Raw genomic sequence first — 14,362 nt, forward strand, 5'->3', positions numbered from 1 at the left:
TTTCTCTATAGTATTAGGGATAAGTTCTAGTGTGAATCCAGGAAGTGCTTCGTTTTTCCAAAAGGTTTCGATAATCATTCAGAAAACGGGTTATTCCACATATATATATAAGTATATGATGTCCACTATTTCTATTATATCCATTCAATGAAGGGGGCCATTCCATGATAGAAGAAATCATTTTCAATAATTACGGAATCCAAGTGGAGCGGGAAGAGGCTAATAGCCGGTTTCCGAGTTTTCGGTCAGGGAACATGTTTTACAGCATCGTTCCAATAGAGAATATGGAGCAGGAGGAATTGGTCGAACGCCATAAAATGTCACAACATATGATTTCCCAAGGCGATCGTCACGTTTCGGCGTTCGTCTTGGCCAATCATGGCAGTTATGTTTCAGAAGCCGATGAACAATTATTCATCCTTCTTGGCAACCAGGCGTTGGATGGTCCGAAAAATTTCAACCCAGGAAGACGACTGGCAAGATTTCATCAGCGTGGGAGAGGGATTAATGAAACGATTTCCGCCTGCTCGAGAATCGGTAAATGGAAAGAGCTCTGGGAGAAAAGGATCGATCAACTGGAACGGATTTGGAGGGATAAGCTGACAGCCCATCCCGATAACCAGTTTGAAAAATTATTTATAGAAACCTTTCCCTATTATATGGTGCTAGGGGAAAATGCGATTCAATATTTGGTCGACACGGAAATTGATGATACGCCGCAAATTGTCGATAGCGGCACGGTTTGTTACGAACGTTTTTTGCACGATACTTGGAAAAGTAATAAATGGGTGAAAAATCCGTTTGATTGGGTATTCGATCACGGTACGAGGGATGTGGCAGAATGGGTGAGGGAACACTACTTTACGAATGTGCATACGCACCAGCGCGGCATCGGCCGCTTTTTTCACGAATATCAAACCATTGAACCGTTCTCTAGTTTTTCGGCACGATTGTTATATTCGAGAATGCTATTTCCGATTCATTATTTCGAAACGGTAGAAGAATATTTCTCCAAGACAACGGAAGCAAGATCGAATGAGCTGGAAGATAAAATCGCACAAATCACGAAATCATCCCAGCAATATGAATCCTTCCTTAAACACTTTTATGATTTGGCCGAAGTTCCGGCCAAACAATATGATTTGCCTAAAATTGATTGGATTTAGCTGAAAACTGGAAAGAAATATGATTCATCCAGATTGACTATGTTATGATGATAACAAGATTTTTTTGAATAGTTTGATTTTATCCGCGAATTCAACCAAGATGGGAAAGGAAGAGTCGATGAAAAAAGTGATGATGGCAGGCCTTTTACTTCTGTTGGGCCTTCAAGTGACCTTGCCTGCGCAGGCTGAAACGAAAACGGGCTGTGAAGCGCCACGATTCAAAATCGTCATGAAGACGGCTGCTGATGTGAAAGAAAAGGCTTCCGCTTCAAGTAAAACCTTAAAAACGTACAAGAAAAATGATGAATTATCGGTCAGTGGCAGAAGCGGAAGCTGGTATAAAGTTTGTCACGCGAAAAAGACCGCCTATATTAGCATGAAGCATGCAAGGGAGGTTTTCAGCACCGGTGAAAAATCCCTGCTGAAGAAGATCGAAACGAGAAAAGGCGTCAACCAGGTTGTATCCGTGACGGCTAAATCGATGGGTGATGTGAGGGTTTCGATCCAGCCATATGAAAAGAAAGACGGCGAGTGGCGACGGACCTTGAATAAGATGAAGGGCGTCATCGGGAAAAAAGGCTTCACGAAGAGCAAGAAGGAGGGAGATGGGAAATCCCCGGTAGGAATCTACTCATTCGGGACGGCGTTCGGAAGCGAAACGAAGCCGGACGGCCTAAAAATGGACTATAGGAAAACGACGAAATACGACTATTGGATTGATGATCAATCATCCCAGGATTATAACAAGTGGAAGACCTATAAGGGGGACCCTGATCAAAAGTGGAAGTCCTTTGAAAAGATGAATCATGAACTTTATAAGTATGGGGCGGTCATCAATTATAATACGAATCCCATCGTGAAAGGAAAAGGCAGTGCAATCTTCCTTCATGTTTGGCGAGGGGAAACGAAGCCGACTGCTGGCTGCGTGGCAACTGCGGAAAAGAACGTCCTCGATTTGCTGAAATGGCTGGACCCCGCGCAAAAGCCACACATCATCATGGGTACGGAGGAATCATTGAAACCCGTTAAGTAGCAATGGGGGAAAGGGTTTTCCGTTAAAAATATTCACCACATCCGTGCTTACTGCATCAAGGGTTGAATCCTAAAAGTTCGGCAATGCTTTTTTTCTAACTATTGATAATTATGAGAATTGAACTTATAATGTCTACTATACAAATACAAATGTTTTCTGTAGATAAACAGTTTCTAAGGGGGAGCCAAATATGAAAGTCATCTCGATCGGTTTATTGGGGTTAGGTACAGTCGGATCAGGAGTCGTGCAAATCATTGAAAGCCATCAGGACAAGCTGATGCATCAAGTGGGCTGTTCCATATCCATCAAGAAGATACTAGTCAAAGATACGACCAAGGAGCGGCTTGTCGAGATTGATAAAGGCATGCTAACGGAAAATCCCGAGGATATCCTTTCCAATCCCGAAATCGATGTCGTGATCGAGGTTATGGGTGGAATTGAGGAAACACGCGGTTATCTGACAAAAGCGATAAAAAATAAAAAGCATATCGTCACGGCCAATAAGGACTTAATGGCCTTATACGGACCGGAACTGCTGGAATTGGCCACTGAAAATCAATGTGATTTATTCTATGAAGCAAGCGTTGCCGGGGGAATCCCGATTTTACGAGGACTTGTAGATGGGTTATCTTCGGACCGGATCACGAAAATGATGGGGATCGTCAATGGAACGACGAACTTCATCTTAACGAAAATGAGCAAAGAAGGCAGAGCTTATGATGACGTATTGAAGGAAGCCCAGGAGCTCGGATTTGCCGAAGCCGATCCGACAGCTGATGTAGGGGGACTGGATGCAGCCCGTAAAATGGCGATACTATCCACACTCGGATTCTCGATGAACATCGGCTTGAATGATGTGGAGGTACAGGGAATCACCGAGATATCCGAAGAGGATTTGAAATATAGCAAAAAGCTTGGATATACAATGAAATTGATCGGTGTAGCCTCAAGGGCTGGGGAAAGGGTGGAAGTGAGCGTCCAACCGGCACTGCTTCCGGAAGCACACCCATTGGCCTCGGTAAACAACGAATATAATGCAGTCTATGTGTATGGCGAGGCTGTAGGGGAAACGATGTTTTACGGACCAGGAGCGGGGAGTCTCCCGACTGCCACTGCCGTCGTCTCGGATATGGTGACGGTCATCAAGAATATGAGGCTTGGGGTGAATGGGCGCAGTGCCGTTTCACCACAGTACCCGAAGCAATTAAAAGATGCCACGGAGATTTTCGCGAAGTTCTTCCTTCGATTACATGTCCAGGATGAAGTGGGCGTATTAGCCAGAATTACGAATTTATTCGCAGAGCATGGGGTGGGGTTCGACAAAATCCTTCAATTGCCGCTTGATGAAAAGGAATCCTCTGAAATCGTATTGGTGACGCATACGGCCACTTTGGCCGCATTTGAGCAAATAAAACAGAAACTGCATGACTACAATATGGTACGTGAAGTGAAAAGCACATATAGAGTTGAAGGAGAGGACAGTAAATGAGCTGGCAAGGACTGATAAGCACGTATAAGGATTTTTTACCTGTTAATGAAAACACACCCGCACTATCCCTTTTGGAAGGCAATACGCCTTTAATAAGACTGGATCGCTTATCCGAAGAGTGGGGCATCGACCTGCATGTCAAATATGAAGGAGCGAATCCCACGGGTTCGTTTAAGGACCGCGGAATGGTGATGGCTGTCGCCAAAGCCATCGAGGCTGGCAGCGATACGATCATCTGCGCCTCGACTGGCAATACGTCAGCCGCTGCAGCCGCCTATGCCGCCCGCGCCAACCTTCGCTGCATCGTGGTCATCCCCGAGGGGAAAATAGCCATGGGCAAGCTTGCCCAAGCCGTTATGTACGGAGCGGAAATCATCTCGATTGAAGGAAACTTCGACCACGCTTTGAAAATCGTCCGTTCGCTTAGTGAGAGCTCACCGATAACGCTTGTGAATTCGGTCAACCCGTTCCGGATCGAAGGGCAGAAGACGGCAGCCTTTGAAATTTGTGACGCGCTTGGCTCAGCGCCGGATATATTGGCGCTTCCAGTCGGAAATGCAGGGAATATAACGGCGTACTGGAAAGGCTTTAAGGAGTATAATGAAGCGAAACAAACGGGCCTTCCTGAAATGAGGGGCTTCGAAGCGGAAGGAGCAGCTGCGATTGTCAGGGATAGCATCATCGAGAACCCCGAAACGATTGCAACGGCGATTAGAATCGGTAATCCTGCAAGCTGGGACTTTGCGGTCGAAGCTGCAGAAGAATCCAAAGGTAAAATCGATGAGGTGACGGACGATGAAATTCTCGAAGCCTATCATTTCCTGGCCAAAAAAGAAGGTGTCTTTGCAGAACCGGCGTCGTGCGCTTCCATCGCTGGGATCTATAAACAGTTAAAAAGCGGTGAAATCAAAAAAGGAAGTAAAATCGTTGCGGTACTGACAGGGAATGGGCTGAAGGATCCGAATGTGGCAGTCGATACAAGCACGATTCAACCGACGTTGCTGCCAATGGATGAAGAAGTCATTTTAGAGCATTTGCAAGGTGTGAAGCAGGCATGAGCGCAGAATCAGAGATGTTCTTGATCCGTGTACCGGCAAGTACGGCCAACTTGGGACCGGGATTCGATTCCATCGGTCTGGCGCTGGGGCTTTACTTGGAAATACACGGATCTTCATCAGATCATTGGGAAATCATCCCGCTTTCAGAAGAGATGTCTGTTTTTCCAAGGGACGAACGAAATTATATCATTCAAATTGCCAAGAAAACGGCTGCCGCATATGGGAAGGAGCTATCTCCATGCCGGCTTTTCGTCTCCAGCGAAATCCCATTGGCAAGAGGTCTGGGGAGCAGTGCCTCTGCCATTGTGGCCGGCATCGAATTGGCAAACATCGTAGGTGAACTCCAATTGACCGATGATGAAAAGAATCGACATGCCTCCCTTTTTGAAGGGCATCCCGATAATGCCGGAGCATCCGTATATGGCGGCTTGGTTGTCGGCCTGCATACACAGCAAAAGACGGATGTCGTTTCGTTTCCAATTGAGGGAGTCAAGGTAATTGCTGTCATTCCCGATTTCGAATTGCTGACTGAGGATTCTAGAAATGTCCTTCCCGCATCTCTGCCTTATAAAGATGCGATAGCCGGAAGTGCGGCTGCCAATGTGTTCCTTGCCGGCGTCATGACGAAGGATTGGAAGCTTGTTGGCGAAATGATGCAAAGCGATCGTTTCCATCAGCCCTATAGAGCAGAGTTGGTTCCTCATCTAGCCCATATCGAAGAGGTTGTTCTTCAGGAAGGCGGATTTGGGACAGCACTAAGCGGTGCAGGACCGACCGTTTTAAGCTTAACTTCCAAAGAAAATTCAGCAGCAGTGCTCACGGCATTGAAGCTGGAGTTCCCGGAATATGTCGTGAAAGAGTTGGAAATCGATAATGATGGCAGTCATACGGCAATCCTCTCGGAACAGGAAAAAAAAGGATTGGAATTTTTGTAACCGTAAGCGATTGAATGATGTGACAAAAAAAAGCTGACCCGTGTCGAGCCGTATCAATCCATTGATAAGGCATAAGCCGAGTCAGCTTTATTTTTCTATAACAGTCCAGGCAAAGTGCCTGTCTGCATGAATTTAATTGGATTCTTCAATCCATACGTGGCATGTTATTTAAAGGGATATTAGAATACCTGTTCAACTTCCACTACACCTGGAACTTCTTCAAGAAGGGCACGTTCAATCCCCGCTTTTAGCGTAATGGTCGAACTTGGACAGCTTCCGCAGGCTCCCAGTAATCGTAATTTTACAATTCCATCTTCTACGTCGACTAGTTCACAGTCACCGCCATCGCGAAGAAGAAACGGACGAAGCTTATCTAGAACATCTTGAACTTGGACTTCCATTGTTTGGTTAGACATTGCAATCGACTCCTTTCCTAATCATATTATAATGCGAAGGTAGTAAAAAATCCAACTGTAACTTTGCGGAAATATAATCTATATTATATATGTACGATGGAAAAAGGTGAATGTTCTTATAATGTAATCAAGATGCAGCAAATATACTGGAAAGAAGGAGGAAGAGTATGGTAAAGAAAGACATTGAAATAGAGGTGTATGGTGCGGAGCAAATTTGTGCGAGCTGTGTCAATCTGCCCTCTTCAAAAGATACATGTGAATGGCTTGAAGCCGCTTTAACGAGGAAGTTTCCAGACCAAGACTTTAAGATCTCCTATATCGATCTGTATAATCCTCCTGAAGAGCTGAAACAAAAGAGCTTTGCCGCAAAAATGATCGAAGAAGATTTATTCTATCCGCTTGTCCTCATCGAAGATGAAATCATCGCGGAAGGAAATGTACGTCTAAAAAAAGTGGTGGAAGCGATGGAGAAATATGGATATAAGGTGCAATTGTGATATATAATGGAAGCAATGAAAAAACTGACCCATGAGGCGAGCTGTACGCAGCTCTTGGGCCAGTTTTTGATAAGATTAACCGTTATGATATTTATACATCCAGAGGATGCCTGATTTCATGAGGCGCGCCACTCTTCCGGTGATCGGGCGATTCGCTACAAGGCCGAACCCTTGTTTTTTCCCAAGAGAACCTAATGTCCCTTTTAGCTTCATGGCAGGGAAACTTTCAGGAAGCGGTTCATTTGCCCATTTCTTCACAAGGACTTGGACGATTTGCTCAGCTTGGGACTCCGCTAATTGAGCACTTGGTGCATGCGGCAGGCTTGCACAGTCGCCGACGACAAAGATGCTATCATTAGTTGGAAGGAAATGCTGAGGAGTAAGGACGGCTCTACCTTGACGATCCTTTTCAATATCCATATCACGGATGATCTTGCTTGGCTGAATTCCAGCAGTCCAGACGATGACGTCACTTTGGACAGCTTCGTCGCCATTATAAAGCAGGTTTGGTTCAACTTTGGTGATATTAGAATGATGAACGATTTCGATTGTATGTTTATCAAACCAAGATTCGACAAACGTGCTTAATCTTTCTGGGAAAGCTGAAAGAATATGCGGTCCGCGGTCGAATAGCTTAACGTTCAGATCCGAACGACTTTCGATCAATTCACTGGCCAGCTCGACACCGCTGAGTCCGCCGCCCACGATGGACACGGTTGCACCAGCACCTAAATTATTCAAAGCTGAATATGTGCGGCGTGATTTATCAATCGTTTGGATACTATACGTATGTGTGTCTGCACCAGGAATATCGTGGTATTTATCTTCACAGCCAAGGCCAATGACTAAATCATCATAAACGACAGGTTCTTGATTTTCTATTATGACTTGTTTGTTTTCCATATCGATGGAAAGTACTTCTCCGTATACGTTCTTCAAGCGAGGATGTTCAGGAAATGCAACACGGATGTGCTGATCAGGAATGGTGCCTGCTGCTAAAGCGTAATATTCCGTTTTTAAGCAGTGGTAAGGATTGCGGTCGATAAGCGTGATGCTTACATTTTCAGGAAGCTGATTAGGCAGCAATCTTTGCAGCATACGCATACCACCATACCCACCACCAAGTATGACTAAATTCTTCATATGATTTTCCCCTTTATAAGATCTCTTTGAAAAATTTGATAATCGTTCCACTTGTAGAAAACAACTATTCCACTCTAGGATTCTCCCAAATGAACCTTTGAAATTTTTACTGAATATATATACCCCATTAGTAGTAAGAATAAAAAATTTTTAATCATTTTCTTTTTACATACCCCGACAAAAGTATAACGAATATATAAGGAAATCACAACCGATATCTTGAAATCGGCTGCTTTTTTATGCGTAAATATTGACTGTAAATGGGAAAAGTAATAAGATGGATTGTTAGTAACGGTGAGGTGAAGCAATGTATCCGATCATTGAATTTTGTGTAAGCAATCTGGCCAGTGGCGCGCAAGAGGCTCTGGAAAGATTGGAACGGGATCCGAATTTGGATATCATCGAGTACGGATGCCTGGGTTATTGTGGGAAATGCTCCAGTAACTTATACGCTCTTGTGAACGGCGAAGTGGTTACTGGTGACACAACGGATGAATTAGTTGAAAATATATATAAGTTCATTGATGAATTCGAAATCTGAAAACAGGACGCATCAATGGAACAGCCGGACAGGCTGCAGACAAACTCTTGATGGATAATGGAGTTTGTCTGCAGTTTTTTAGCGTTTTAAATGTAGGAGGAAGCCGATTGCTCGCCGCAGTTTTTAGGGAATTGGACTTATAGCAGGCATTCCCTTTTCCAAAGGCGGACCGCCCTCGGCTTTATGGCGCCTGCGTGGTCTTATGTGGAGTTTCCCCTTCCGCTCTGCATTAGCACGAAAATTAGCATCCAATAACTACAGCCTAGCGATTGACTGATGCGGCGATTGTACGGTTTCCTTGTTCGTGCTTGATTTCCTGAAACCGGTCTCTGGCCATTTGGATGAGAGAGGTTTCCCGGGCATTTTTTTGTCTTTCGAATACTAATGAAAAATACTTTATCGCTGCCATGTCATTTCCTATTCTTTTTGAGATGTCGCCGGCAAGATATAAGATCTTGGCTTCTGAGGCCCGGGTACCAATGAAATCCCCTGTCGAATAGGAGGCTTCATATTCCGTAAGTGCGAATTTCAAAAATCTTTCCTCTTGTTTCGAGTTTTGGGTAATCCGGTATAGCCAGGCAATTCGTAAATGGATGCCTGCCAGGATAATGTGTTTTTCCTTTTTTAGTGCACCGCAATAACTCGCCAGCTTGTATGTATTGATTGCGTCCTTGATCGATCGTTCATTGCTGAAATGTTGCGGGACCCACCTTGAACTGACTTTTTCCTCAATGACCTCCTTGGTGGCGGGAGGGAAGTATCGGGAAAAATCCTCGGAATAGGAAAATCCGCAGTGAGGGCAAACAAAAATGGTATAATAAAGTGCATTAATGGATGAATCAGTGTAAACGGGACAAAAGTCCGTGTCGTACTTAGTTACTTTGGCAAAACGTGACCGAACCTTTTTGGTGGTTGATTTTTGTTTGCACAGCAGACATTCCATGCTTTTGTCGTATAGAGGCTGTATATGTTGGATGGAGCATCCCTCCTTGCATCAAGTTTTAATGAGTCCAAATGCTTGATTCTTTATGCCTATTATAAACTATATTAGTCGTCATGTTGGTAAAATGGATGTGGTCATGCCGAATTTTTTCAAGCTGGAAGATTGAGCGCAGGAAATTCTTTGGTATATACTATAAGGAGAAATGTCTATCTCACATAACATAAGAAGGAGGGATTTATTGTGAGTGAAGTTGTTAATATAACGGAAGCTGCCGCTTTTCAGATAAAAGAAATGATGAAACAAAATGGTGAAGAAGGTTCCTTTTTAAGGGTGGCCGTTAAAGGCGGAGGCTGCAGTGGATTATCCTATGGGATGGGTTTTGAGGAAGAGGCAGGAGAAAAAGATGCCCAACTTGAACAGTTTGAAATTAAGATCCTTGTGGATAATGGGGACGCTGATATATTGAAAGGAACAGTCATTGATTATAAACAGACGATGATGGGCGGAGGATTCACGATCGAAAACCCGAATGCGATTGCGTCATGCGGATGCGGATCTTCCTTCAAAACGGCCAAAAACGCCGGAACGCCGGAGAATTGCTAAGAAACCTTAATAGTTCAGAACAGGAGGGCACTTTAACAAGTGCCCTCCTTCGTTTTGAGTGAAAGGAGTTTCGGAACGTTCTCATACCGAAAGGCCGAAAAAAATGAGGGGAAGGTCGGAAAAAGTGGTCGGAAGGTCGGAAAAGTGAGGGGAAGGCCGAAAAACTGCGCGGAAGGTCGGAAAAACTGCGCAAACGGACGGAAAAAGGGAAGGGAAGGTCGGAAAAACTGCGCAAACGGACGGAAAAAGGGAAGGGAAGGCCGGAAAAACTGCGCAAATGGTCGGAAAAGTGAGGGGAAGGCCGAAAAACTACGCAAACGGACGGAAAAGTGAGGGGAAGGCCGGAATACCTACGCAACGGACGGAAAAAGTGATTGAAAGGTCGGAAAAACTGCGAGAAAGGACGAAAAAATACTCGGGCTGAAAACGATTGGAGCTTTTTTAATGAAATCAACAGTGGACAATTTCGATTTGTCCACTGTTGATCACTATTCGTGCTTGATTTTGGCCTTAAATATCGGTCAGAGCTTCCTTGATTGGCAAGTCACCGCTTAAAATTTCGAATGTTTTATTGAACGTGCTTTCCTTTGTGACCGCCTGTGCCAGAACGGAGGCGACATCAGCTCTTGGAATCGATTTATTGGTATGGTCCACTTTTTGTTCTGCAAAGATTTTGCCTAAAGCTTGGTCATTGGTCAAGGCAACTGGGCGGACAATTGTGTATGTCAGTCCGCTTGCTTTTAAATGTTCATCGGCATCGTGTTTTGCTTCAAGATAATGGCGCATCCCGCCTTGCGCTTGCTCCGGAGTATCAGATCCGACGGAGCTCAGCATGATAAAGCGATCGATTCCTTTCTTCTTGGCGGCATCGACCAGTTTAATCGCACCCAGCTTATCCACAGCCGTCGTTTTGTCTGGCCCCGTTTTTGGTCCGGAACCTGCCGCGAAGATGATCGCTTCCATGTTATCCACTGCTTTATCCACATTTTCCTCTAAATCGGCAAGGATGGGATGGCCGCCGAGTTCTTTTATCGTTTGAGCCTGTTCTTCTTTCCGGATCATTCCGTAAACATTCATTTCCGGATTTTTTGATAATTCTTCAATGATCATCCTTCCGGTCGTCCCGTTAGCTCCTGCAATTAAAATATTCATATATGTGCATGCTCCTTTCTGATCTTCTTTTATTCTTTACCCTTTATAGTTTGAGGTTAAGCACTTGTGGACAACTAACGGAAAGAATGTTATCCACAAGGCCGTAATTGGGGATAACATGCGGGATTTAGGAGGAAAGCTAAAGCTTCCTGATTGCCCGCCGTGTTGTGGTGGAGTATTTCGGACGTTGCATTTCACTGCAGGCACTCCCTTTCCGCGGGCGGTCCTTGAGCCTCCTCGGCTTTCAGCCTGCGGTGTCTCACGTAGACGCGTATTTCCCGCAGGAGTGTCGCTGCCTTCCGTTGCATTCCACTTGGTGTGAAACCAAAGTTTGTATTTTGATTGCCCGCAGTGTTGTGGTGGAGTATTTCGGACGTTGCATTTCACTGCAGGCACTCCCTTTCCGCGGGCGGTCCTTGAGCCTCCTCGGCTTTCAGCCTGCGGTGTCTCACGTAGACGCGCATTTCCCGCAGGAGTGTCGCCGCCTTCCGTTGCATTCCACTTTGCGTTTCAAACCAAAGATAGTGTTCTTGGAGAAAATGGAGTTCGGACTCATTTCACTTTGGACGAATACTTCCGAAGCGATTTTCTCCAGCCAATAAAAAAGGTTCCGGAAGGGAGACCATTCCGGAACCTTTTTTGCTGTATTGCGCTTATCAAAACATCGAGGAGCTGTGCATGGGCTGGACCTTTGCTTTTGGGTCGATATATTGTTTGGCGTGATTGACGGCAGTGGGCGCCTCGCCGAAGCCGCTCGCGATCAATTTAACTTTGCCGTCATAGGTTGCGATATCGCCGGCAGCGTATATTCCGGGAATATTCGTTTCCATTTTGGTATTGACCAAGATGCTGTTCCTCTGGATTTCGAGCCCCCAGTTTTTGATGGGGCCGAGGGAGGATACGAATCCGTAATTGACGATGACTGCATCTACATCCAGCGTTTCTGTATCTTCACCCTTTGGGTCCTTGATGGCGACTGTATGGATCCGTCCTTCCGTTCCAATCAAATCTGCCGGTATGTAAGGGGTGAGTACTTCGACCTTGGAATTTTTAAGGGTTTCCACACTATGTTCGTGGGCACGGAATTTATCTCTTCTATGAATGATGCTCACCTTTTCGGCAATGGGCTCCAGCATGAGGGCCCAATCCACTGCGGAATCCCCGCCTCCGAAAACGGCGACCTTTTTGCCTGCGAAATGATTGAGATCGTCGATGAAATAATGAAGGTTGCTGCTTTCATATTCTTTTGCCTCATCAATTTCGATGCGGCGGGGTTGGAATGCACCATTGCCAGCTGTGATGATGATGGTTTTGGAATAATGGATTTCTTTATCGGTCGTTAACTTGAAGACCCCGTCGGCTTGTTTTTCCACGTCTTGCACGGCTTGCTCGAGGACAACGGTCTGTTCGAACTTTGCCATTTGTTCTTTCAGGTTATTCACTAGCTCCTGTGCGCGCACTTTAGGGAAACCAGCGATATCATAAATGTACTTTTCAGGATAAAGGGCAGATAATTGCCCGCCTAATTGTGGGAGGCTTTCGATGATTTTTACCGATGCCTGCCTCATGCCGCCGTAAAATGCGGTGAATAATCCAACCGGACCTCCGCCAATGATGGTGATATCATAAACCTTTTCGTTAACTTCCAACGTTATCCCTCCGATATACTAGGTTTGCTGAAATATATTCTCTTATTTTACCATAGATGAACTTTGAAAAAACGAGAAAAGAGTTAGAAAGTTTCGACTATTATTTCGGCGTATGGCAACAGCAGCCTCGTTCTCGTTGTTAGCGTCTGGAAATACTCGCGGCTAAGCCTATTAAAATGGGCTCGCTTCAAGGGGAATATGGTCTTGAGGAATCCGGTTTTTCACTTGAAAAAATTATTGAAAAAGACTAATATTTACTTATGATTCATTTATTACAAGTTTGAAGGGTTACGTGAAATGCGTCACATATGTATAAGCGTGCTTTTTATAATGGAGATTAATAATATAGAAAATAGATGTTAGTTATGGAAAGCACCACAAGAAAATATCGTAAAGGTGGACGAATTCTTTTGAAAAAGCCAACTATCGTTGTTTTAGGTGCAGGTTATGGTGGGTTGATGACCGTTACGCGCTTGCAGAAGGCACTGGGGCAAAATGAAGCAGAAATCGTATTAGTCAACAAAAATGATTACCACTATGAAACTACATGGCTGCATGAAGCATCTGCCGGGACTCTTCATCATGATCGTGTCCGCTACCCGATTAAAAGTGTCATTAACGGCAGCAAAGTTAAATTCATCCAGGATTCCGTTTTGGAAGTGAAGACGGACGATAAAAAAGTCGTTCTTGAAAATGGCGAACTCGCTTATGATTACCTAGTGATCGGGCTTGGACCTGAATCGGAAACATTCGGAATCCAAGGGTTGAAGGAATATGCTTTCTCCATCTCCAACGTGAACACTGCACGCGAAATCCGTGATCATATTTCGTTGCAATTCGCTACCTACAGCTCTGAGGCAGAGAAGAATGAGGACCGCTTGACCATCGTTGTCGGGGGAGCCGGATTTACCGGTATCGAATTCCTTGGGGAACTGGCGAACCGGGTGCCGGATCTCTGCAAGGAATACGACATTGATTTCCAGAAGGTCCGCATGTACTGTGTGGAGGCCGCACCAGCCGTCCTTCCTGGTTTCGATCCGGAATTGGTGGACTATGCCGTTTCGTATCTTGAGAAAAAGGGTGTTGAATTCAAGATCGGGACTCCCATCAAGGGGGCGACGCCTGAAGGCATCATCGTTTCAAAAGGCGAAGATGAAGTGGAAGAAATCAAAGCGGGCACCGTGGTCTGGGCTGCTGGTGTACGAGGGAACTCCGTGATCGAGGCTTCCGGCTTCGAGGCTATGCGCGGCCGTATTAAAGTGAACCTTGACATGCGGGCACCAGGGCATGACGATATCTTCATCGTGGGTGATTGCGCCCTGATCATCAATGAAGAAATCAACCGTCCCTACCCACCTACCGCCCAAATCGCCATGCAGCAGGGAGAGGTCATTGCGAAGAACCTGACTAAGCTGGTCCGTAATGAAAGTGACCTTGAAACGTTCGCCTTCGAAAACAAAGGAACGGTATGTTCATTAGGTGATGACAATGCAATTGGCGTCGTATTCGGTAAGAAGGTGACGGGAAAGACCGCATCCTTCTTGAAGAAGATGGTCGATAACCGGGCATTGCTACTGATCGGCGGGCCTTCCCTGGTCGCAAAAAAAGGCAAGTTCAACATCCTTTGATTTTTTAGGGACATATTAACTGAAGCCATTTGGGGAGATTCTCTGAATGGCTTTTTAATGGCATCCATCGCTGATCGGGGCATGAAGCTTGAGTCGAAGATCATAAGCG

15 protein-coding genes are annotated in these 14,362 nt (G+C 45.3%); 10 read left to right on the forward strand and 5 right to left on the reverse strand.

Annotated features, from left to right (window positions below; all coding sequences use genetic code 11):
• Positions 1-164 precede the first annotated feature (164 nt).
• The 5 genes from yutH (at position 165) to thrB (ending at position 5,681) form a co-directional block, all read left to right on the forward strand.
• Positions 165-1,166, forward strand: coding sequence for a spore coat putative kinase YutH (yutH, locus tag AS888_RS12220; protein ID WP_061142428.1), 1,002 nt, complete (start codon positions 165-167; stop codon positions 1,164-1,166).
• Positions 1,167-1,284: 118 nt separating this feature from the next.
• Positions 1,285-2,199, forward strand: coding sequence for a L,D-transpeptidase family protein (locus AS888_RS26810; protein WP_260320192.1), 915 nt, complete (start codon positions 1,285-1,287; stop codon positions 2,197-2,199).
• Between the two features lie 190 nt (positions 2,200-2,389).
• Positions 2,390-3,688 carry a homoserine dehydrogenase gene (locus tag AS888_RS12230; protein WP_061142429.1) on the forward strand — a complete coding sequence of 433 codons (1,299 nt, stop codon included), beginning with the start codon at positions 2,390-2,392 and terminating at the stop codon, positions 3,686-3,688.
• Positions 3,685-4,746, forward strand: coding sequence for a threonine synthase (thrC, locus tag AS888_RS12235; RefSeq protein ID WP_061142430.1), 1,062 nt, complete (start codon positions 3,685-3,687; stop codon positions 4,744-4,746). Before AS888_RS12230 ends, thrC begins: the two co-directional genes overlap by 4 nt.
• Positions 4,743-5,681 carry a homoserine kinase gene (gene thrB / locus AS888_RS12240; protein ID WP_061142431.1) on the forward strand — a complete coding sequence of 313 codons (939 nt, stop codon included), beginning with the start codon at positions 4,743-4,745 and terminating at the stop codon, positions 5,679-5,681. Before thrC ends, thrB begins: the two co-directional genes overlap by 4 nt.
• A gap of 179 nt (positions 5,682-5,860) precedes the next feature.
• Here thrB and AS888_RS12245 read toward each other — a convergent pair whose 3' ends face one another.
• Positions 5,861-6,097 (reverse strand): NifU family protein, encoded by a 237-nt coding sequence (locus AS888_RS12245; protein ID WP_061142432.1) that lies wholly within the window; start codon positions 6,095-6,097, stop codon positions 5,861-5,863.
• A gap of 167 nt (positions 6,098-6,264) precedes the next feature.
• On the opposite strand from AS888_RS12245, the gene AS888_RS12250 reads away from it, so the two are divergent.
• Positions 6,265-6,594 (forward strand): YuzD family protein, encoded by a 330-nt coding sequence (locus tag AS888_RS12250; RefSeq protein ID WP_061142433.1) that lies wholly within the window; start codon positions 6,265-6,267, stop codon positions 6,592-6,594.
• A gap of 75 nt (positions 6,595-6,669) precedes the next feature.
• Here AS888_RS12250 and AS888_RS12255 read toward each other — a convergent pair whose 3' ends face one another.
• Entirely contained in the window at positions 6,670-7,737 is a 1,068-nt protein-coding gene (locus AS888_RS12255) for an NAD(P)/FAD-dependent oxidoreductase (RefSeq protein WP_061142434.1), read from the reverse strand.
• 307 nt (positions 7,738-8,044) lie between these two features.
• Between AS888_RS12255 and AS888_RS12260 the strand changes: the two genes are divergently transcribed.
• The gene (locus AS888_RS12260) at positions 8,045-8,278 is read left to right on the forward strand and encodes a YuzB family protein (RefSeq protein WP_061142435.1); all 234 of its coding nucleotides are present in this window, start codon (positions 8,045-8,047) and stop codon (positions 8,276-8,278) included.
• Positions 8,279-8,540: 262 nt separating this feature from the next.
• On the opposite strand, the gene AS888_RS12265 is transcribed toward AS888_RS12260, so the two are convergent.
• Positions 8,541-9,254: a DUF2225 domain-containing protein gene (locus AS888_RS12265; RefSeq protein ID WP_061142436.1), complete on the reverse strand. Its 714-nt coding sequence runs from the start codon at positions 9,252-9,254 to the stop codon at positions 8,541-8,543.
• 207 nt (positions 9,255-9,461) lie between these two features.
• On the opposite strand from AS888_RS12265, the gene AS888_RS12270 reads away from it, so the two are divergent.
• Both AS888_RS12270 and AS888_RS26445 read left to right on the forward strand, forming a co-directional pair.
• Complete coding sequence (locus AS888_RS12270) at positions 9,462-9,824, forward strand: HesB/IscA family protein (RefSeq protein ID WP_061142437.1); 363 nt, start codon at positions 9,462-9,464, stop codon at positions 9,822-9,824.
• A gap of 277 nt (positions 9,825-10,101) precedes the next feature.
• Complete coding sequence (locus AS888_RS26445) at positions 10,102-10,248, forward strand: hypothetical protein (RefSeq protein ID WP_155645471.1); 147 nt, start codon at positions 10,102-10,104, stop codon at positions 10,246-10,248.
• A gap of 86 nt (positions 10,249-10,334) precedes the next feature.
• Here AS888_RS26445 and AS888_RS12280 read toward each other — a convergent pair whose 3' ends face one another.
• Together AS888_RS12280 and AS888_RS12285 are read right to left on the reverse strand one after the other, a co-directional pair.
• Positions 10,335-10,976, reverse strand: a complete 642-nt coding sequence (locus AS888_RS12280; protein ID WP_061142439.1) for an SDR family oxidoreductase — start codon at positions 10,974-10,976, stop codon at positions 10,335-10,337.
• Positions 10,977-11,632: 656 nt separating this feature from the next.
• The gene (locus AS888_RS12285; RefSeq protein WP_061142440.1) at positions 11,633-12,625 is read right to left on the reverse strand and encodes an NAD(P)/FAD-dependent oxidoreductase; all 993 of its coding nucleotides are present in this window, start codon (positions 12,623-12,625) and stop codon (positions 11,633-11,635) included.
• Positions 12,626-13,035: 410 nt separating this feature from the next.
• Here AS888_RS12285 and AS888_RS12290 point away from each other — a divergent pair, with 410 nt between their 5' ends.
• Positions 13,036-14,253: an NAD(P)/FAD-dependent oxidoreductase gene (locus AS888_RS12290; RefSeq protein WP_061142520.1), complete on the forward strand. Its 1,218-nt coding sequence runs from the start codon at positions 13,036-13,038 to the stop codon at positions 14,251-14,253.
• Positions 14,254-14,362 lie beyond the last annotated feature (109 nt).

Origin of the sequence: Peribacillus simplex, from assembly GCF_001542915.1 — a bacterium.
GTDB classification, from domain to species: Bacteria; Bacillota; Bacilli; order Bacillales; family DSM-1321; genus Peribacillus; species Peribacillus simplex_B.

What these genes read in the sequence shown, in the direction of transcription:
- AS888_RS26445 (WP_155645471.1), top strand. Translation starts at nt 10,102, where the DNA reads ATGGTCGGAAAAGTGAGGGGAAGGCCGAAAAACTACGCAAACGGACGG.
- thrB (WP_061142431.1), top strand. Translation starts at nt 4,743, where the DNA reads ATGAGCGCAGAATCAGAGATGTTCTTGATCCGTGTACCGGCAAGTACG.
- AS888_RS12280 (WP_061142439.1), bottom strand. Translation starts at nt 10,976, where the DNA reads ATGAATATTTTAATTGCAGGAGCTAACGGGACGACCGGAAGGATGATC.
- AS888_RS12250 (WP_061142433.1), top strand. Translation starts at nt 6,265, where the DNA reads ATGGTAAAGAAAGACATTGAAATAGAGGTGTATGGTGCGGAGCAAATT.
- AS888_RS26810 (WP_260320192.1), top strand. Translation starts at nt 1,285, where the DNA reads ATGAAAAAAGTGATGATGGCAGGCCTTTTACTTCTGTTGGGCCTTCAA.
- AS888_RS12260 (WP_061142435.1), top strand. Translation starts at nt 8,045, where the DNA reads ATGTATCCGATCATTGAATTTTGTGTAAGCAATCTGGCCAGTGGCGCG.
- AS888_RS12230 (WP_061142429.1), top strand. Translation starts at nt 2,390, where the DNA reads ATGAAAGTCATCTCGATCGGTTTATTGGGGTTAGGTACAGTCGGATCA.
- AS888_RS12245 (WP_061142432.1), bottom strand. Translation starts at nt 6,097, where the DNA reads ATGTCTAACCAAACAATGGAAGTCCAAGTTCAAGATGTTCTAGATAAG.
- AS888_RS12255 (WP_061142434.1), bottom strand. Translation starts at nt 7,737, where the DNA reads ATGAAGAATTTAGTCATACTTGGTGGTGGGTATGGTGGTATGCGTATG.
- yutH (WP_061142428.1), top strand. Translation starts at nt 165, where the DNA reads ATGATAGAAGAAATCATTTTCAATAATTACGGAATCCAAGTGGAGCGG.
- thrC (WP_061142430.1), top strand. Translation starts at nt 3,685, where the DNA reads ATGAGCTGGCAAGGACTGATAAGCACGTATAAGGATTTTTTACCTGTT.